The following is a 20408-nucleotide window of genomic DNA, read 5'->3' as shown; positions in this document are numbered from 1 at the left end:
GTTTATTTCAAAGATTATTTCGCTTCCATCACCACTGGTAAAATAGCTGGACGACGTTTGGTTTGGTCAAAGAGATACTTGGTAAGATTATCACGAACCTTCCCTTTGAGATCTGCCCAGTCAAAGTCATCTCCTTGAAGATAGTCTTCTACCGTCTGGTTAATCAATTCTGAACTTTCACGGAGAATATCGCGACTCTTCTTGAGATAAACAAATCCGCGCGTATGAACACGAGCCTTGGCCACAATTTTCTTCTCACGACGATTAACGGTAATTGCTACGATGAAAATACCGTCCTCTGACAAGACCTTACGGTCACGAAGAACCACATTACCAACATCACCAATGGCATTCCCGTCAATCAAGACATCCCCTGCCGAAACCGCGCCAGCTGGGACAAAGTCCCCATTCTCATAAGCCATGCTGGTTCCCTTTTTAGGGATGAAAATGCGTTCTGGCAACATCCCAACTGCCATAGCAGCCTTAGCATGGGCATCCAACTCACGGTATTCCCCTTGAATTGGGAAGAGATACTTGGGTTGCAAGAGATTAATCATCAACTGCAAGTCACGCGCATTCCCATGGCCTGACACACGCAAGCTTTGAGTGATCAGTTTGACAACACCTCCAGCTTGGTAAATCATGTTTTCCACACGCGCCATGACTGCTTCTTTAGCGATAGACGGAGTGGTTACGATATAGACCAAGTCACCGTCCTTGATTTCCACATAACGGTGGCGACCAATCGACATCTTACGAAGACCATTGATTGGCTCACCCATACGACCTGTCTCAAGAATAATCAACTCATGGTCCTCAAAACGAGACATATCTTTTGGCTTAATCAAAAGACTTTCGTTAGCTAGAGACAATTTCTTGAGGCGAATAGCAGTACGGACGATATTTTCAATATCAAATCCTGTCAAGACCACACGACGACCTGTTGCATCCGCAGCGTCAAACACCTGCTGAATACGAGATAGGTTGCTGGCTACTGCTGCAACAATGATACGACCATCCCAGTCCGAAATGGTTTGAGTGATCTCGTCCCCAACTTCACTTTCGCTAGCCACTTGGATATTGCTATCTGCATTGGCTGAATCGCTGAGCAGAGCTAGAACTCCGTCACGACCGATTTCTGCCAAACGAGCGAAGTCTGTCGCATAAGATTCACTAGCTGTCTGGTCAAATTTGAAGTCACCTGTATAAACGATACTACCTTCAGCTGTCTTCAAGACAACACCCAAACTTTCTGGGATAGAGTGGGTCGTACGGAAGAAGGACACCACAGTTCCTCCAAAATCAATCTCCGTATCCTCATCGATGACATGGAAATCATTGAATTTCTTAACTGTGTCATTTCCTTTGACAAAGAGTTTGGCCAACTCAATGGTCAATTCAGAGCCAAATACAGGTACCTTGGCTTCAGCCAAGAGATAAGGCAGAGCACCAATGGCATCCGCATGGCCGTGGGTCAAGAAGACCCCTGCGATACGGTCACTATTTTCAAAAAGGTAGTCCATATTGGGAATGACTACGTCCACCCCTAGTTGTTCATTTTCAGGGTATTTCAGACCTGCATCCAAAACGAAAATAGACCCATTGATTTCAGCGATATACATATTTTTCCCGTTTTCACGTACACCACCAAGTGTTGTTAAACTGATATTACTCATTTTTCCTCCGAAAGCTTAATTTATCTTGATTATAGGGTTACTTACCCTTTTATTTTTATTCTAAAAGCACTATTACTTTTAGCCGAATCTTTTCCTACCATTATACCATTTTTTTGATGATTTTCAAAATGAAGATTCGTTTTCAAAAAAGAGCTGGTTGCCCAACTCTTTCCTACGTCTACTCTTTTTCCATTAAAAAGTCATAAATTTCTTGCACGGTACCTAGCGCCATCATTTCTTGATCTTTGACGGTTTGTTTGAGATTTTGGTAAATCTGACTTTCTCCGATTTCCCGCTTCGGTGCCTCTTTATTGACTGTCATGCCCCCATCTTTGATCGTCACAAAGCCTAGTTCTTCAAATACTTGAATCATCTTGACCAGCAAGATTTGTTGAATGTTGAGATAAGCTGCCAAATCTTTCAGCTTGTAGCGAATATCAAACTCTGGGAACTGGTAGATGGTCTTGTACAATTTAGCAAACTGCTCTCTAGTCCCATACCCCGTCAGATAGTAGGCCTTGTCAATATCATTTTTGAAATAGACAGCAGAGAAATTCTGTTCCTGAAAAATGGTCTTCAGCTGAGTAATATCTTCAGGAATAGTTTTTACGACAATAGCTTCACTAGCCGCCAGATTTGGCAGTTCTCCAGCAAAATCCAAGACTGGAACCCCTTCTGGCAAGACTGCATTTTTCCCACGGATGTTAAAAAGTTGAACACCCTCCACACGCGCATCCACCATCATCAACTGCAGGGCAGTTTGGCCATTCCATTGATTGACAGACAATTTGACTGCCAGCTCTAGATTCTTGGTTTGAGAAAACTCTGTCGCCCATCTGCCTTGACCGAAGGCTACCACTTCAAAACTCGCTTCCCCCTTAGAGATTTTCAGCTTGAGATGGGCATTGCCTGCCCCCATGGTACGGGCACTTTCAACCTGAAAATCCTTAATATAAAAGACTGGTTTCTGATTGTCCATTCCAAAGGGAGCTAAACGTTCAAAATTCTTGACTGTTTCAAGACTCAAAGTCTCCAAATCCAGCTCTTCATCTAAGTTTAACTTATTCTTGCCACTAACATCTGCACCTTTTTCACGGACATAATCTTCCAAGACCTGAGATAAATCTGAAAGTTTCTCAACTTCCAGCGTCATACCCGCTGCACCAGCATGGCCGCCAAAGGCTATGAAGAGGTCTCTATGAGGATCCAGAGCCTCAAAAATATCGACCGCTTCCACGCTACGAGCACTACCCTTGGCACGACCGTCCTCTATATTGAGAACGATGACTGTCTGCCCTAGTTCTTCCAACAAACGACCAGCCACGATACCTAGAACCCCAGGATTCCAGCCTTCCTTGGCCAAAACCTGGACCTTCTTCTCAGGATCCACCATGGTCTTAGCTTCTTCATAGATAGACTGGACGATTTCCTTGCGCTCTTCGTTTTTCTGATGAATCATAAGGGCAATCTCATGCGCCTCCTCGTCGTCAAATCCAGTCAGCAAATCAATGGCAGGATTAGGATCATCCAAGCGACCCAAGGCATTCAAACGAGGGGCAATCTGGAAACCAACTGTCTCTTCTGTCACCTCGTTAGCAGCAATCCCAGCCATGTCCAGCATTTCTTGTAGACCAATGCGCTGAGTGTGCCCCAACATTTCCAGACCATATTGAACTAATATACGGTTCTCATCTGTCAAACTCACCATATCAGCAATGGTACCAATAGCGACCAAATCAAGCAATTCCACTTGTACTTCTTCTAACAGGGCACAAGCCAGCTTGAAAGCAACTCCACAACCAGCCAAATATTTGAAAGGATAGTTCGCATCTGGATGTTCAGGATGAACGATGGCATAGGCATCAGGCAGGGTTTCAGGCATGGAATGGTGGTCAGTCACAATGACATCTACTCCCATAGACTGGGCCAATTCAATAGCCTCGTGACCCGCAACCCCATTATCCACCGTCACAATCAAGGAAATTCCTTCTTGCTCGATAAAGTATTTATAAACACTGGCATTAGGTCCATAACCGTCGGTAAAACGATTGGGCAGATAAACCCGGCACTCAGCACCAAGCTGTTCCAAACTTTCCTTAACAATAGAAGCCGAAGTCATACCATCCGCATCATAATCACCGTAAACGAGGATATTTTCCCCTTCTTCAATGGCCTGACGAATCCGTTCCACTGCCTTGTCCATATCATGGAGCAGATAAGGGTCGTGCAAGTCCTCCAAGGAAGGTTCTAAAAACTTCTTCAGACTTTCTTGGTCCTGAATCCCTCTTTCAAATAATAACCGAGCCACCTCAGGACCCAGCCCAGCCTTCTTGGCTATCTTTGTAAAATCCGCATCTTCTACTTGCGGGGCAAACTGCCATTCATAAGTAGGTGTTATCAAAAAGACATCCACTCTTTCTAAGAATTCTATTGCTTCATTATAACATGATTTAGGCTTTTTCTCTATCCTGATTGCTTTCTACAAAAATTTTACTAACTTTTTTCTGATATGATTTGACAAGAAAAATCTTTTGGTGTAGAATCATGTTATAAAATCTAACACAAAGGAGATTCCTTATGGCTTTAGTAGAATTTGAACACGTCGAAAAATATTACGGAGACTACCATGCACTCCGCGACATCAATCTCCGTTTTGAAAAAGGGCAAGTCGTTGTCCTCCTTGGACCTTCTGGTTCTGGGAAGTCCACTCTTATCCGTACGATTAATGGTTTAGAGGCTATCGACAAGGGAAGTCTTCTAGTAAATGGTCACCAAGTTGCTGGTGCCAGCCAGAAAGATTTAGTACCGCTTCGCAAGGAAGTCGGTATGGTTTTCCAGCATTTCAACCTCTATCCACACAAAACAGTGTTAGAAAACGTAACACTTGCGCCCGTAAAAGTTCTAGGAATTGATAAAAAAGAAGCTGAAAAAACAGCCCAAAAATATCTGGAATTTGTAAATATGTGGGACAAGAAAGATTCTTATCCAGCCATGCTTTCTGGTGGACAAAAACAACGGATTGCCATCGCACGTGGACTCGCTATGCATCCTGAACTCCTCCTCTTTGATGAGCCAACATCTGCTCTTGACCCTGAAACCATCGGCGATGTTCTGGCAGTTATGCAAAAATTGGCCCACGATGGTATGAATATGATTGTCGTTACCCATGAAATGGGCTTTGCCCGTGAAGTTGCGGACCGCATCATCTTTATGGCTGATGGAGAAGTTTTGGTGGATACGACAGATGTTGATGACTTTTTCGACAATCCAAGCGAACCTCGTGCCCGACAATTCCTCAGCAAAATCATCAACCACGAAAGTGACAAAGTAAAATAAGGAGGCATCTATGAAAAAGAAATTCTTTTTATCCGCATTATTGATTAGCCTTTTCGGCCTTGCTGTTACAAAACCAGTGCAGGCTGATACCAGTGTCGCAGATATTCAAAAAAGAGGCGAGCTAGTTGTCGGTGTCAAACAAGACGTTCCCAATTTTGGCTACAAGGATCCTAAGACAGGAACCTATTCTGGTATCGAAACTGACTTGGCAAAAATGGTAGCTGATGAGCTCAAGGTCAAGGTTCGCTATGTGCCTGTTACCGCACAAACCCGTGGACCGCTCCTAGACAATGAACAGGTCGATATGGATATCGCGACCTTTACCATCACAGACGAACGGAAAAAACTCTACAACTTCACCAGCCCCTACTACACGGACGCATCTGGCTTTTTGGTCAATAAGTCTGCCAAAATCAAAAGCATTGAGGACCTAAACGGAAAAACCATCGGTGTTGCCCAAGGTTCCATTACTCAGCACCTGATTACTGAACTGGGTAAAAAGAAAGGCTTGACCTTTAAATTCGTCGAACTTGGTTCCTACCCAGAATTGATTACTTCCCTTCATGCTCACCGTATTGATGCCTTTTCCGTTGACCGCTCGATTCTGTCTGGCTACATCAGCAAACGCACAGTACTACTAGATGATAGTTTCAAACCATCTGACTACGGTATCGTTACCAAGAAATCAAATACTGAGCTCAACGACTATCTCGATAACTTGATCACCAAATGGAGCAAGGATGGTAGTTTGCAGAAACTTTATGGCCGTTACAAGCTCAAACCATCTAGCCATACCGCAGATTAAGGAGGACACCCCATGACAGATTTATCATCTTGGACAGCCTATTTTCAGGATTTTGGACAATTTTTCAATGGTTTCCTCTTCACCCTTGCCCTAGCGATTGGATCCTTTATCCTAGCCATGGTTTTAGGCATCTTCTTCGGAGCTATGTCAACCAGTAAACGTCCAATTTTGCGCATTTTAGCTCGTATCTTTGTAGAATTTTATCAAAACACTCCCCTCTTGGTGCAGTTTGTTATCGTTTTTTATGGTTTGCCTCTTATCAGTGACCATATCATCATGATTCCGATTTATTGGACGGCTGTACTCTGCGTGGGACTCTATCACGGTGCCTATATCGCTGAGGTCATTCGCTCAGGTATTCAGTCTATTCCTAGCGGTCAGATGGAGGCCTCCTTGTCGCAAGGTTTTACCTATATCAATGCCATGCGCTTGATTATCTTGCCTCAGGCCTTCCGTATCATTCTCCCTCCTTTGACCAACCAAATCGTCAACCTCATCAAAAACACCTCTACAGTCGCTATCATCTCTGGAGTGGACTTGATGTTTGTGACCAAGTCTTGGTCGGCTCTTAACGGAAACTATATCCCAGCCTTTCTAGGTGCTGCCCTTCTCTACTTTTCTCTATGCTTCCCTGTTGCCCAGTTTGGTCGCAAGATGGAGCAAGCCAACAAAAAAGCCTATTCACTTTAGGAGGTTACTATGGAATCCATTTTAGAAGTTTTGACCCCAGATAACCTAGTCTTTATCTTTAAAGGATTTGGCTTGACCCTCTACATTTCTCTGATTGCAATCGTCCTCTCTACCCTTATCGGAACGGTTCTAGCCGTCATGAGAAACGGCAAAAATCCTGTCTTGCGCATCATCTCCAGCATTTACATCGAGTTTGTGCGCAACGTTCCCAACCTCCTCTGGATTTTCACTATTTTTTTAGTTTTTAAGATGAAGTCCACTCCAGCAGGTATTACAGCCTTCACTCTCTTTACCTCAGCAGCCTTGGCTGAGATTATTCGAGGCGGTCTCAATGCCGTAGACAAGGGGCAGTACGAAGCAGGAATGTCGCAAGGATTTACATCAGACCAAATCCTCTACCACATCATTCTCCCACAAGCTATCCGTAAAATGCTGCCAGCCATCATTTCTCAGTTTGTAACCGTGATTAAGGATACCAGTCTTCTCTACTCTGTTATCGCCCTACAAGAACTCTTTGGAGCCAGCCAAATTCTCATGGGCCGTTATTTCGAACCAGAGCAGGTCTTCAGTCTGTATATCCTGATTGCCCTCATCTACTTCAGCTTTAACCTAGCCATTTCTAGCCTGTCACATATGCTGGCCAAACGTTGGCAACAAGCTGCAGAATAAACAGCCACTCTCCCCAAACAGATCAAACTCTCCTGGGATTTCTCAGGAGTTTTTTCTGCTCAACCTCAAAAAGCACTGCCAGATTTCTAGCAGTGCTTTGATTTTCATTTATCTTAGTAAACTGTTCTTTCAGTTTCTACGTCGAAGAAGTGAGCTTTGTTCAAGTCAAAGCCAAGTTCAACTGTTGCACCTGCTTGCAAGTAGTCACGTGCATCAACTTTTGCAACAAACTCATCTTTACCAACTTGGCAGTATAGGTGAGATTCTGAACCAAGCAATTCTGATACAGAGATCGTTGCTTTAACAACTGATTCTGGGAATGTTTCAAGGAAAGCAGGTTCTGCATTCACATCTTCTGGACGGATACCGAAGATCAATTCTTTACCTTCGTAGCCTTTTTCACGAAGAACTTTCAGAGCACCTTCTGGAACTTTCAAGTTAAATCCATCAGCAACGATGTGGTCACCGTTCAATTTAACGTTGATGAAGTTCATAGCTGGGCTTCCGATAAATCCTGCTACGAATTTGTTAACTGGGTTTTTGTAAACTTCTTGAGGAGTACCGATTTGTTCAACACGTCCGATAGTACCTGTACCAGCAGGGTTTTTAGTTGCTGACATGATAACGATACGGTCTGCAAGTGTCATCGCTTCTGTTTGGTCGTGAGTTACGTAGATAGTTGTAGCTCCGATACGACGGTGGATTTTAGCGATTTCAGCACGCATTGATACACGAAGTTTAGCATCCAAGTTTGACAAAGGTTCGTCCATCAAGAATACTTTTGCATCACGGACGATTGCACGACCCATGGCCACACGTTGACGTTGACCACCTGAAAGGTCAGCTGGTTTACGTTCCAAGAATTCTTTCAATCCAAGGATTTCAGCTGCTTCTTGCACACGTTTGTCGATGTCTTCTTTGCTGTATTTACGCAATTTCAAACCGAAAGCCATGTTGTCATAAACAGTCATGTGTGGGTAAAGAGCGTAGTTTTGGAATACCATGGCGATGTCACGGTCTTTAGGAGCTACGTCGTTGACAACCACGCCATCAATAGATGCAGTACCTTCTGTGATGTCTTCAAGACCAGCAATCATACGGAGAGTAGTTGATTTACCACACCCTGAAGGCCCTACGAAAACGATGAACTCTTTGTCTTTGATGTTCAAGTTGAAGTCTTCAACTGAGTAGTGTTCGCTGTTTGGATATTTTTTGTAAATATTTTTAAGATTTAATTCTACCATGAGGTGAACTCCTTTTGTATTTTGATAATTATATTATAGATGAAAACGCTTTACTTTTCTATGGCAAGATGACCAAAAAAATAAAAAAGTTCTGTGCAACTTGCACAAAACTTTAGAGAATATCTGGTAAAATCAACTGATAACACAAAGTCAGGTCGGTCAACTCCTTCAACTGAAGCCCTGTCAATTCTTCCCATTTATCAATCTTGTATTGGAGAGAATTGCGGTGCAGATAGAGTTGCTGGGCTGTTTTAGTAAGAACAGCACTATTTCCCCAAAGGGAGAGAATGATTTCCTGAATCTGGTCTTGATCCAGAATCAACTGACGAAAGTATTCTTTGATAATTCTATGGTCAACCAGCCCTTCCCCAAGACTCCAGAGATAGAGTTGTGAAAAAGTATGAACACCTTGATGACCCTGACGCCACCAAGTCTTAAACAAATCCCGCTCCGCTTTGATTAAGTCTGATAGGGCTTGATGTCCTGTCTGAGACCAAACCTGACCCAACATGATAGAGAGACGCAGTCCAAAGTCATACTCAACCGCTTCAATCGTATCACTTAAAATAGCTCGTACAGAGGTGTATTTGTCTTGTTGAAGTACGAAAACATAGTCCTGCGCTCCGACTTGAAGCACTGTCTGACAGTTAGGAAATAGAGTTCGCATCATATCCAACCAAGAAGCCAGATTTTCCTGCTGAAAATAGGAAAGATGACAATAAACCAACTGAATCTTTTTAAAAGTTTGTGGTGCCTGTCCCTTGCCCTCAATCAGATAGGAATACCAAGGATTGAGCGAACGAGCCTGCTCCTGCTGGGTCAAAAGGGCAACCAACTGCTTTTCACGCTCGCTGAGCCCAGCTTCCTCCAGCAAAATCCACTGCTGAGAAGCTAAAGGGAGAGTGAGATAGCCCTCTTTCTCTACTGGTTGGTCTGAAATCTGAGCCTCAGGAAACCAGTCTTGTAGTTCTTTTGCTATCATGTCCTAGCCCTCCACTTTTTGGATGCACCACGAAATCAAGCTCTCAAGACGTTCTAGATTTTCAGTCATATGAAGATAGCCCATGACGGCTTCAAAACCTGTGGACATACGGTAAGTCACCACATCGGCATTTTTGGCCTTGGTGTGGCTATTGGTATTACGACCACGTTTGTAGATTTCTTCTTCTTTTTCCGTCAGGACTTGCTCCTCTAACATCATAGAAATCAGGCGAGCCTGAGCCTTGGCTGACACATACTTGGTCGCTTCTTGGTGGAGTTTGTTGGGTTTGGTCATACCTTTAAGAATGAGATGACGGCGAATATACATAGAATACACCGCATCACCTTCAAAGGCTAGCGCAATCCCGTTAATGAGATTGACATCAATCACGTGTCCACCTCACTCCATCCTTGGTGTCAAGGAGCTTAATTCCTTGAGCAGCTAATTGGTCACGGATTTGATCTGCTGTCGCAAAGTCACGATTAGCACGCGCCTCTTGGCGTTTTTGGATTAAAGCTTCGATCTCAGCGTCCAAAACTTCCTCAACAAAGACAATTCCAAAAACTTCTAACATAGCTGCAAGAGCTTCCTTAACACTTGCATCATAGTTGCCAGAGTTAATCCATTTGGCCATTTCAAAGACTACTGTGATACCATTTGCTGTATTGAAATCCTCATCCATTGCAGCCACGAACTTATCTTGGAAAGCTTGCAATTCTTGAGTATCTACATTTCCAGTAAATGGTTGTTCATAGGTGTTCTTTAGATACTTGAGATTGGTCTCGGCATCCCGCACTGCTTTTTCTGTAAAGTTGATAGGCTTACGGTAGTGTTGAGTCGCAAAGAAGAAACGAAGCACTTGACCGTCAAGGGTTTTGAGGGCATCATGCACAGTGATAAAGTTACCCAAAGACTTGGACATCTTGACATTGTCGATATTGACAAAGCCGTTGTGCATCCAGTAGTTGGCAAAGGTCTTGCCTGTTTTGGCTTCCGACTGGGCAATTTCGTTGGTATGGTGAGGAAACTCAAGGTCAGCACCACCACCGTGAATATCAATGGTATCGCCCAAAATCTCTGTTGACATAACTGAACACTCGATATGCCAGCCTGGACGACCAGGTCCCCAAGGACTGTCCCAAGAAATCTCACCTGGTTTGGCAGCTTTCCAGAGGGCAAAGTCCACAGGATTTTCCTTACGAGCCGTTTCTTCATCTGTTCGACCTGAGGCACCCAGCTCCAAATCTTCCAAGGATTTATTAGCCAATTTAGCATAGTTGTGGGATTTTTCCACACGGAAGTAGACATCTCCTTGACTCTCGTAGGCAAAGCCTTTTTCAATCAAGTCTTCCACAAAGCGGATGATATCAGCCATAAACTCCACCACACGGGGATGGCGAGTCGCAGGCTTGACACCCAAGGCCGTCACATCCTCACGAAAGGCAGCGATGTACTTGTCCGCTACTTCCTGAGGTGTGATGTCTTCTTCCTTAGCACGGTTGATAATCTTATCATCCACATCCGTAAAATTGGAAATATAGGCAACCTCGTAACCACGGTATTCGAAGTAACGTCGAATGGTATCAAAAGCTACCGTCGAACGGGCATTTCCCACGTGGATATAGTTATACACTGTTGGCCCACAAACATACATTTTGACCTTGCCGTCCTCAATCGGGACAAAATTTCGCAAATCACGAGACATAGTGTCATAGATTTTAATCATAAATCATAATCAGGAAAACTAAAATCCAAGAACAGTTAGTTTCATCACTAAGAGTTCAATTGAATTTTAGTCCGAATATCTCTACATTTCGGAATCCCTTGCTCCTTTCTCATTTAGATAAACCACTTGAGTCTGTTTGACAAAGCCAATTTTTTCATACAAGCGCTTGGCACCTACATTGCTATCTTCTACTGCAATCTGAAATTCCTTTTCATTTTGCTCAATTAGTTGGTTGACAAGGGATTTTGCTAAGTAGCTTCCATAGCCTTTCCCACGTTCAGGTTCCGATATTGCTAAACCATAGAAGTAATTCGTATCGCTCGATAAATCAACCGTGCACGTTCCAATAACCTGATCATCTTTCAATAAAATATATAGGCGACTTTCTGGATCTTTCAGAGCTTCAGCGACATATCTATCCACAACTTCTCTAGATTCATGTTCCTCTGAGAATGCCTGAAATTTTAATTGACTAATTTGATTCTGATACGAACTATCTGCTAACAAAACTTCAAGATTGGAAAGTTTTGCTAACGGATAAGGGCTTCTATCCTTACCTAACCAGGTTTCTGTCTCTTCATCCTCAACCAGTCCCCAATTGCTGACAAAATCAGGATGGCGGTCTAGAAAAACACGCTCTGTCTGAAAAGTAACTGAACGAATAGGAAAAGAAGCTGTTTCTCTCTCAAAACTAGTAAACAATACACGCGCAATTCCCTGACGGCGATGATTTGGATGAACCAGTATCGTCACTTCTACATCCTGGTCATCTGCATAGACAGTTAATAAACCAACAAGTTCGCCTTTTTCATAATAAAGGAAAAAGGCGGGCATGTTTGGGTCAAAATTAAGCATGTTAGAGAGATAGGGATCACGATAAGTTCCATCATAGGCTTGGCAACAGTTAATTAGTTTTTTCGCCTCAGATAACTCCTCTTGGCTTAACTTGTTTCTTGCTTGAATCATATAGATATCCTCTACAAACCAGACGATCTGTGACTGGCATCTTTAGCCTGTTCCAGTTTATTGACATAGTACTCCCGTTTTTCTTCAACTTCGTGAATAATCGGCTCATCTTTCTTACCATGAACACGGACAATCTTTGCGGGGATGCCAACAACCGTCACATCACTAGGTACGTCTGCCACAACAACCGCGGCTGCTCCCACCTTAGCATTTTCACCAATTTCCACTGGTCCAATAACTTGGGCATGGGCTGATATGAGTGCTCCCTTACGAACCGTCGGATGGCGTTTACCACAGTCTTTTCCTGTCCCACCAAGAGTTACTCCGTGGTAAAGCATAACACCTTTTTCAACAATCGCTGTCTCTCCAATCACCAAGCCTGAACCGTGGTCAATAAAGACTCCAGAGTCAATCTGGGCACCTGGATGAATCTCAATCTGAGTCCAAAAGCGCCAAAACTGACTATGCATACGAGCAAGAAGTTTGAAGCCATGCTTCCATAGAAAATGCGAGAGACGGTGGGCCGCCAAGGCCTTAACACCTGGGTAAGTCAGCAAAACCTCCAAAGTGGTGCGGGCCGCTGGATCATTTTCTTTTACGATATCAATGGTTTCGCGCCACCATCTCATACATTTCTCCTTTTCTTATTCTGAATCTTTTGGTGTTTCTGTATATTCTTTCTTAGGTTTGTGGTCCTTGTGATGACGTGGACGGTGAGGACGCTCAGACTTCTCACCTTTTTCATCACGTTCAGGTTTTGGAGGACGAGGAAGAAGAGCTTTCATAGAAGCATCCACACGTCCTTTTTCATCAATCTTGATAACCTTAACATCGACTTCGTCTCCGATAGCTACCAAGTCTTCGACATTATTAGTACGGGTCCAAGCCATTTCTGAGATATGGACAAGGGCATCTGTCTTGTCAAAGAGGTTGACAAAGGCACCAAATTTCTCGATACGAACAACCTTAGCATGGTAAACTTCATCCACTTTAGCTTCACGAACCAAGCCAGCAATGATTTCTTTGGCACGGTTAATAGCATCTTGATCGCTAGAGTAGATAGACACATTACCTTCTTCGTCGATATCAATCTTAACGCCTGTTTCAGCGATAATCTTGTCGATGGTTTCTCCACCTTTACCGATGACAATCTTGATCTTGTCAACTTCAATCTTGATGGTATCAATTTTCGGAGCAGTTGGAGCCAATTCTGGACGAACTTCTGGAATGGTTGCTTCAATCACATCAAGGATTTCAAAACGAGCTTTCTTGGCTTGAGCAAGGGCTTCTGCTAAGATTTCTGCAGTAATCCCTTGAATCTTGATATCCATTTGAAGGGCTGTAATCCCGTCACGCGTACCTGCAACCTTAAAGTCCATATCTCCAAAGTGGTCTTCCAAACCTTGGATATCTGTCAAAACTGTGTAGTTATTACCATCTGATATAAGTCCCATGGCAATACCCGCTACTGGAGCCTTGATTGGCACACCACCAGCCATAAGGGCAAGAGTTCCCGCACAGATAGAGGCTTGAGAAGAAGAACCGTTTGATTCCAAGACTTCTGCTACCAGACGGATAGCGTATGGGAATTCTTCCAAGCTTGGCAAGACTTGAGCAAGGGCACGCTCACCAAGAGCACCATGACCAATCTCACGACGACCTGGCGCACCGTAGCGTCCAGTTTCCCCTACAGAGTATTGAGGGAAGTTATAGTGGTGCATAAAGCGTTTCTTGTACTCTGGATCCAAACCATCGATGATTTGAGTTTCTCCCATCGGTGCCAATGTCAAGACTGAAAGAGCCTGAGTTTGCCCACGAGTAAAGAGACCTGAACCGTGCACACGAGGAAGGAAGTCAACAACCGCATCCAAAGGACGGATTTCATCGACCTTACGGCCGTCAGGACGAACCTTGTCTTCTGTGATCAAACGGCGCACTTCAGCGTGTTCCATTTGTTCCAAGATTTCAGCCACATCACGCATGATACGGTCAAATTCTTCGTGGTCCGCATATTTTTCTTCGTAAACGGCAGTAACTTGGTCCTTAACTGCTTGAGTTGCAGCTTCACGAGCCAATTTTTCTTCTACTTGGACCGCTTTTTGGAGGTCACTGTTGTAGGCTGCAATGATTTCAGCTTGCAAGTCAGCATCTACATGAAGCAATTCTACTTCTGCTTTTTCTTTCCCGACAGCAGCAACGATTTCTTCTTGGAAGGCAATCAATTCTTTGACTGCTTCGTGTCCTTTAAGAAGGGCTTCCAACATGATTTCTTCTGACAATTCTTTAGCACCAGACTCAACCATGTTGATGGCGTGCTTGGTACCTGCTACTGTCAATTCAAGAAGCGATTGCTCTGCTTGTTCTTGACTTGGGTTGATGATGATTTGACCATCTACATAGCCCACTTGTACTCCAGCAATTGGTCCGTCAAATGGAATATCTGAGATAGAAAGCGCCAAGGATGAACCAAACATAGCTGCCATAGGTGCAGAAGCATTTTCATCATAAGAAAGCACGGTGTTGATCACTTGCACTTCATTACGGAAACCTTCCGCAAACATTGGACGGATTGGACGGTCAATCAAACGCGCTGTCAAAGTCGCATCTGTTGAAGGACGTCCTTCACGTTTCATAAAGCCACCAGGAAACTTCCCAGCCGCATACATTTTTTCTTCGTAGTTGACTTGAAGAGGGAAGAAATCCCCAGTTGCCATCTTCTTAGACATAACGGCTGCAGTCAAGACAGTTGACTCACCGTAACGAACGACAACAGAGCCATTTGCCTGCTTGGCAACCTGACCAGTCTCTACAATTAACTCACGACCCGCAAAAGTCGTTTGAAACACTTGTTTTGTCATTTTAATCCCCTTTGGATTGATGAAATTATACGCCTTGCCTACAAAGATCAAGATATTTTGGACGGTTCGGCTTGCCGAACATTTCTGTAGAAAAATAGGAAGGTGACGCCGCACTCGATGAGTGCTAGGAAGCTTATCTTTTTTCCTAAGAAATGAGACCAAAATTCAATTCATCAAGATACTAAGGGCGTGAAGAATCCCGTATGAAAATAGGAGATTGACGCAGTGTACCATGTACACCAGGAAATCTATCTTTTTCACTAGGGATTTAGCCCGTGTTCAATTCTCAAGATACTAAGCCATTCAGCAACTCAAAGGAAAATAGGAAATCGAACGACGGAGCGACTGCTCCTAGGGAGATTTATCTTTTTCCAGAGAGTTGTAGGCGTGTTCAATTCTCAAGATACAAATCATTAGAAAGGTTTGATACTAAAGCATCTAAACCCTTCACGCTAATTGCTATCAGGCGATTAGCTAAATGCTTGACTAACTCTCTCGTCAAATAATATCGATTTGACTCGATTGTATCGCTAAACCTTGCAGTTTGAATGCATTGTATTATTTAATACCCTCATCTTTGTATCAAGTACGTACAGAGTCTATTTTATCATATTTTTCTTAAAAAGTGCGGTCTTTTCTATCAAAAAAACCATTCCTCTTTTCATGGAGGAATGGAATAATTTACCATCCTAACTTCCACTTGTACTAGCGGTGGAACTTAGTTTGGGAATTTAGCAAACCCTATTTTATCAACCATATCAAGGCTTCAAAATGCTATTTCAACTTCATTCTCAATTACTCGATAAGTCTTACTTTGCAGATCAATTTCTGCTACTGCTGTTACGGACTTGTCTTTATTTTGACGTTTGATTACAATGCTATGAGCTGTTGGTGTCTCTATCTCAATAGTCCCTTCTAGATCAAAGGCTTCTGAACGGTTACGGAAAGAAAATAAATTGAGAAGTGCCTTCACCACAGGACGTTGGACTTCTTCTGCTATTTCCTCATTGCTATAGTAATGACGATTAATATTGCGACCTTCTTTAGTTTCTTCTAATAATTTCAAGTCATTCTTGCCTGCTAATAGACCCACATAGTAAACCTGAGGAATACCTGGGGCAAAAGCTTGAATTAAGCGTGCAAGGAAATACTTAACATCATCATCCCCAAGTGCCGAATAGTAAGTTGAATTGATTTGGTAAATATCTAAATTATTATACTCTGCACTAGAGTACTTACGTTTGACATTAGCTCCAACCTTATAGAGTTCATTGGAAGCATAGTCAATCTCCTCATCTGTCAGGATATCCTTGACATCTACTACTCCAATCCCATCATGGGTATCTAGCGTCGTAAATTGCTTCATCGGGCTCATCTTCAACCATTTGGCCAAACGCTCTGTTCTAGAACTGTAAAGAGTATAAAGTGTCACCATTGGAAGAGCAAAATCATAAACATAGTAATCATGGTCCGCTATTTTAAACTGAATCGAATAGTGCTCATGAATCTCAGGTAAGAGCTCTGTCCCATACTCAGCAGCGATATCTCGAACTTTGTCCAATAAATCCCAAATATCTGGTTCCACAAAGAAATCATTAGTATCCAATTTCTTCACTGCATAAGCAAAGGCATCTAGACGAATCAAATCACACCCATTACTTGCTAAGTGCTGAATGGTCTTACGGATGAATACCATCGTTACTTCTTTGGTCACATCAAGATCAATCTGCTCCTCACCAAAGGTATTCCACAAATGTTCCACTGAACCATCTGCAAAAACAATCTCTTGCTTTGGTGCACGATCCTTACGCTTGTAAATTAAATCTACATCAGACTGTGTCGGACGGTTTTCTGGCCAAAACTTATCCCAGTTTAAAAAGAGATCTTTAAATTCACTGGCTTCATGTTTTTCTTGATAGTCCTTATAATACTTAGATTGACGAGAAATATGATTAATCATAAAGTCAAACATAAGATAATATTTCTCACCTAAACGCCTAACGTCCTCCCAATCACCAAAAGCTGAATCCACTTCGTCATAGTCAACTGGCGCAAATCCACGATCGCCAGTTGATGGGAAAAATGGTAGAAGGTGAACTCCTCCAATAGCATCTCCAAAGTGTTTCTCCAGATTTTCATAGAGGTCCTTGAGGTTATTTCCCAAGCTGTCTGAGTAAGTAATTAACATGGTCTTATTTTGAATTGGCATATGGTCTCCTTTTCTTATTTGAAAGCCAAGTCTGAAGAGACCTGGCTTTTATGAGTTTATGTATTTTAAGAATTGCTTCATAGGATACGATTGAAATCAGCAAGCTGAATCGCCCCCTTGTATCTATAATTGAACACGGAACTAATTTCTTAGGAAAAAAGATAAACCTTCTTGTGTGCAAGCACACTACGTCGATTTCCTATTTTTCTACAGAAATTTTCAGCAAGCTGAATCGTCCCTTTGTATCTTATTTCACTGCGCCGTTGCTCATTCCTGCGATGATATGGCGTTGGAAGAAGAGATATACAATAGTGATACTGATAATGCCGACAACGTATGAAGCAAAGCTTGGTCCGTAGTCATTGAAATATTGGCCTGCGTAGTTGTATTGGAACAAAGGCAAAGTCCACATTTTGGAATCCCGGTTCAAGACAAGGAGTGGCAACATGAAGTCATTCCAGAACCAAAGGGCATTGATAATCATGGTTGTCGCATGCATCGGTTTCATCATTGGGAAGATGATGCGGAAATAGGTTGTAAATTTATTAGCACCATCGATCTCAGCTGCTTCATCCAGACTTTCTGGGATCGAGATTTTGATATAACCGACATAGAGAAAGAGAGTCTGTGGAATCGCATAGGTCAAGTAGAGCAAGATCAAACCAAAGGTATTAGCCAAACCGAGTTTACTCATCATAACCGTAATCGGAATCATGATAACCTGGAATGGGACGAAGATTCCGAGGATTAAGAGGGTATACATGATGGTAAAGGCTTTTCTTTTACTCATATTGCGAGCGATGGAGTAGGCTGCCATAGGGATAAAGATCATTACTGCAAGTAAAGACAAGACAGTGATGACGACAGAGTTCCAATAATAGCCTCCGATCCCATCAGCTAAGAGACGGCTAAAGTTGTCCCATGTGAAGTTGGTTGGAAAGCCAAAGAAATTATCTACAATATCCTTAGTGGGTTTGAAGGAACTAAAGAGGGTAGCAAGGAGCGGCACTAAAATCAGAACCGATCCTAGAACCAATAGAATGTATTTGCCAATCAAGGCTTTTCTTTCATCTTGTTTCATCATGCTTCTCCTCTTAAATTTCAAATTTCTTAGATACTCTCAATTGGATGATCGAAATCACTACAATTAAGAAGAACAAGATTACGGCAATGGCATTGGCATAACCGAATTGGTTGTTTTTAAAGGCATAGTTATAAACCAAGAGCCCAAGTGAGGTTGTCGCATTGTTTGGACCACCACCGGTCATGGCAAAGACTTGGTCAAAGGCAGTCAGCCCACCTTTTAGGGCTAGGATAAAGACCATAGAGACACTTGGTAGCAAGTAAGGCAATTCAATGTTCCAGAAAACTTGCTTGCTAGTCGCGCCATCAATCCTTGCTGCCTCTGTAATCTCAGTTGGAATAGATTGCAAACCAGCTAGGAAGATGATGATGGGCATAGCTACCCCTTGCCAAAGAAGGACAAAGACAGCCGCAAAGATCGCTCCCCACTTAGTCCCTAAAAGACTGGTTTGGAGAAATTCAATACGAAGGGCATTCCCAATCGCTGGAAGACCGTAGTTGAAGACTTGCTTGAAGATCAAAGCCACTGTCAAACCAGACAAAACAGCTGGGAAGAAGAACCAAGCACGGAAAAAGGTTTGGCCTTTAATTTTAGAGTTCAAGACACGCGCAATGAAGATCCCGAGTGCAATCTCACCAACCACCATGGCAATCGTAATGATTGCGGTAAAGCCAATCGCATTCATGAATTTTGGATCCATGAAGAGGAGCTTAAAGTTGTTTAAGCCGACAAATTTGTAGTTATAAGTCAATCCTGTCCAGTTGGTAAAACTATAAAAGGCTCCTTGAAACATCGGCACATAGAAGAAAATTGCTTGTAACAAGAGGGGGATGACCACAAAAGCCCATGCCCAATATTTTTGTAATACTTTTTTCATAGTCTCTCTACTCCTAATCCACATCCGCTTTCATCGGGTTAAAGAAGGCATTCAAATCATTGACCATACCTTGTTTATCACCGGTCAAGACATAGTTCATGGTCAAGGTATGGAAGTCTGCTTCACTGGTCCAGTATTGTTGCAACCAGACCAAGTGACGATCCGTAAAGGCATATTCGGTCATACCAGCAAGCGGTGAATCTTCTCCTGCTTGTTTGACCCCTTCGATCGCTGTTGGAGATCCGTCCACATCGTAGTATTTTTGCATGACTTCTGGACGGGTCATATATTCCACAAAGGCATTGGCTTCTTTTGGATGTTTGGTGGTGGCTGAGATAGACCATGCCAAGTCTCCCGCACCAACGGTTAAGCTTTGTCCTTTTTCTTTTCCTGGAATCATGAAGGTCCCAACCTTAAAGTTCGGTTTTTGTTCATTAATCGCTGTGATCGCCCAAGACCCATTTGGTGTCATGAGGACATCCCCACGTGCGAAGGCTCCGATAACATCGGTATAGCCAGCACCTTCCCAGTTCTTTTGTTTAGAACCATCAATGCGAAGGATATCCATGACCTTGATATCATCTTTCATGATCGGATCAGACAATTTAATGGCATTTGGTTGAGAATAACGAAGGTATTGATTGGCTTCTTTTCCTCCACCTGTTGCTGTCGCAAAGGCTAATTGATTGTAACCATTGAGTGTCCAAGCATCTGCACCTGCAATTCCAAATGGTGTTTGTCCTTTAGCAACGATGTCTTTGACTAACTGTTCAAATTCATCCCAGGTTTCAGGAACCTTCAAGCCCAGTTCTTCAAATTTATCTTTGTTGTAGTAAATTCCATAAGCATTAGCTGTAAAAGGAACATTGTAAACTTTTTCGTTTACAGCATATTTTTCAGCGTAGCCATTTTTCACGCGTTTCAGGTAGTCTTTCTTGCTCAAATCTTCAAAGACTCCTGCTTTTGCCCATTCTTGCAGTTCGATGGACTGTGGGTAAATATTGACCACATCAGGCACATCTCCTGCGAGAACACGTGTCTTCAATACTTCACCAGCACTTGGTACATTGACGACTTTGACCTTGATTTTAGAGTTTTCCTTCTCAAAATCACGAGCGATTTCTTCCAACGTTTTGGTCATTTCTTTTTTCTGGTTGAAATACTCGATGGTCACTGTGCCATCCGCAGATTTACCATAGTTGGAGCAAGCACCGAGCCCAAACAAAGCTAAACCTGTAGTTGCAAGAAGTCCGATTTTTTTATACCATTTCATTTGGCTGTCTCCT

General features: G+C 42.9%; 17 protein-coding genes. 4 read left to right on the top strand and 13 right to left on the bottom strand.

Features of this window, described 5'->3' with window-relative positions; all coding sequences use genetic code 11:
- Positions 1-14: 14 nt before the first annotated feature.
- Positions 15-1676, bottom strand: a complete 1662-nt coding sequence (locus ADI86_RS09685) for a ribonuclease J (protein WP_049532814.1) — start codon at positions 1674-1676, stop codon at positions 15-17.
- 178 nt (positions 1677-1854) lie between these two features.
- Positions 1855-4077, bottom strand: a complete 2223-nt coding sequence (gene recJ, locus ADI86_RS09680) for a single-stranded-DNA-specific exonuclease RecJ (protein WP_049532833.1) — start codon at positions 4075-4077, stop codon at positions 1855-1857.
- Positions 4078-4253: 176 nt separating this feature from the next.
- Here recJ and ADI86_RS09675 point away from each other — a divergent pair, with 176 nt between their 5' ends.
- Genes ADI86_RS09675 through ADI86_RS09660 form a run of 4 tightly spaced genes read left to right on the top strand, consistent with a single transcriptional unit; the run spans position 4254 to position 7176 of the window.
- On the top strand, positions 4254-5012 hold the full coding sequence (locus ADI86_RS09675; protein WP_049532812.1) for an amino acid ABC transporter ATP-binding protein: 759 nt from the start codon (positions 4254-4256) through the stop codon (positions 5010-5012).
- A 10-nt stretch (positions 5013-5022) separates the two neighbouring features.
- Complete coding sequence (locus ADI86_RS09670) at positions 5023-5817, top strand: transporter substrate-binding domain-containing protein (protein ID WP_080983227.1); 795 nt, start codon at positions 5023-5025, stop codon at positions 5815-5817.
- 12 nt (positions 5818-5829) lie between these two features.
- Complete coding sequence (locus ADI86_RS09665) at positions 5830-6507, top strand: amino acid ABC transporter permease (protein ID WP_049532811.1); 678 nt, start codon at positions 5830-5832, stop codon at positions 6505-6507.
- A gap of 9 nt (positions 6508-6516) precedes the next feature.
- Entirely contained in the window at positions 6517-7176 is a 660-nt protein-coding gene (locus ADI86_RS09660; protein WP_049532809.1) for an amino acid ABC transporter permease, read from the top strand.
- A gap of 113 nt (positions 7177-7289) precedes the next feature.
- Here ADI86_RS09660 and ADI86_RS09655 read toward each other — a convergent pair whose 3' ends face one another.
- From ADI86_RS09655 to ADI86_RS09605, 11 genes are all read right to left on the bottom strand, one after another.
- Entirely contained in the window at positions 7290-8420 is a 1131-nt protein-coding gene (locus tag ADI86_RS09655) for an ABC transporter ATP-binding protein (RefSeq protein WP_049532807.1), read from the bottom strand.
- Positions 8421-8532: 112 nt separating this feature from the next.
- Positions 8533-9402, bottom strand: coding sequence for a helix-turn-helix domain-containing protein (locus ADI86_RS09650; RefSeq protein WP_049532806.1), 870 nt, complete (start codon positions 9400-9402; stop codon positions 8533-8535).
- Positions 9403-9405: 3 nt separating this feature from the next.
- Positions 9406-9792, bottom strand: a complete 387-nt coding sequence (locus tag ADI86_RS09645; protein WP_049532805.1) for a Mini-ribonuclease 3 — start codon at positions 9790-9792, stop codon at positions 9406-9408.
- Entirely contained in the window at positions 9785-11128 is a 1344-nt protein-coding gene (gene cysS / locus ADI86_RS09640) for a cysteine--tRNA ligase (protein WP_049532804.1), read from the bottom strand. Before cysS ends, ADI86_RS09645 begins: the two co-directional genes overlap by 8 nt.
- Before the next feature lie 81 nt (positions 11129-11209).
- Positions 11210-12094 (bottom strand): GNAT family N-acetyltransferase, encoded by an 885-nt coding sequence (locus tag ADI86_RS09635; RefSeq protein ID WP_049532802.1) that lies wholly within the window; start codon positions 12092-12094, stop codon positions 11210-11212.
- 11 nt (positions 12095-12105) lie between these two features.
- The gene (gene cysE, locus ADI86_RS09630) at positions 12106-12723 is read right to left on the bottom strand and encodes a serine O-acetyltransferase (protein WP_049532800.1); all 618 of its coding nucleotides are present in this window, start codon (positions 12721-12723) and stop codon (positions 12106-12108) included.
- Between the two features lie 15 nt (positions 12724-12738).
- The gene (pnp, locus tag ADI86_RS09625) at positions 12739-14952 is read right to left on the bottom strand and encodes a polyribonucleotide nucleotidyltransferase (protein WP_049532798.1); all 2214 of its coding nucleotides are present in this window, start codon (positions 14950-14952) and stop codon (positions 12739-12741) included.
- Positions 14953-15718: 766 nt separating this feature from the next.
- Entirely contained in the window at positions 15719-17161 is a 1443-nt protein-coding gene (gene gtfA / locus ADI86_RS09620) for a sucrose phosphorylase (protein ID WP_049532797.1), read from the bottom strand.
- Positions 17162-17408: 247 nt separating this feature from the next.
- Positions 17409-18242: a carbohydrate ABC transporter permease gene (locus ADI86_RS09615; RefSeq protein ID WP_049532795.1), complete on the bottom strand. Its 834-nt coding sequence runs from the start codon at positions 18240-18242 to the stop codon at positions 17409-17411.
- Between the two features lie 13 nt (positions 18243-18255).
- Entirely contained in the window at positions 18256-19122 is an 867-nt protein-coding gene (locus tag ADI86_RS09610) for a carbohydrate ABC transporter permease (RefSeq protein ID WP_049532794.1), read from the bottom strand.
- A gap of 13 nt (positions 19123-19135) precedes the next feature.
- The gene (locus ADI86_RS09605) at positions 19136-20395 is read right to left on the bottom strand and encodes an extracellular solute-binding protein (RefSeq protein ID WP_049532792.1); all 1260 of its coding nucleotides are present in this window, start codon (positions 20393-20395) and stop codon (positions 19136-19138) included.
- Positions 20396-20408: the final 13 nt, after the last annotated feature.

The sequence above is a fragment of the Streptococcus pseudopneumoniae genome (genome assembly GCF_001074975.1).
Lineage (GTDB): Bacteria > Bacillota > Bacilli > Lactobacillales > Streptococcaceae > Streptococcus > Streptococcus pseudopneumoniae_D.
This window is presented reverse-complemented; position numbering and strand designations above follow the sequence as displayed.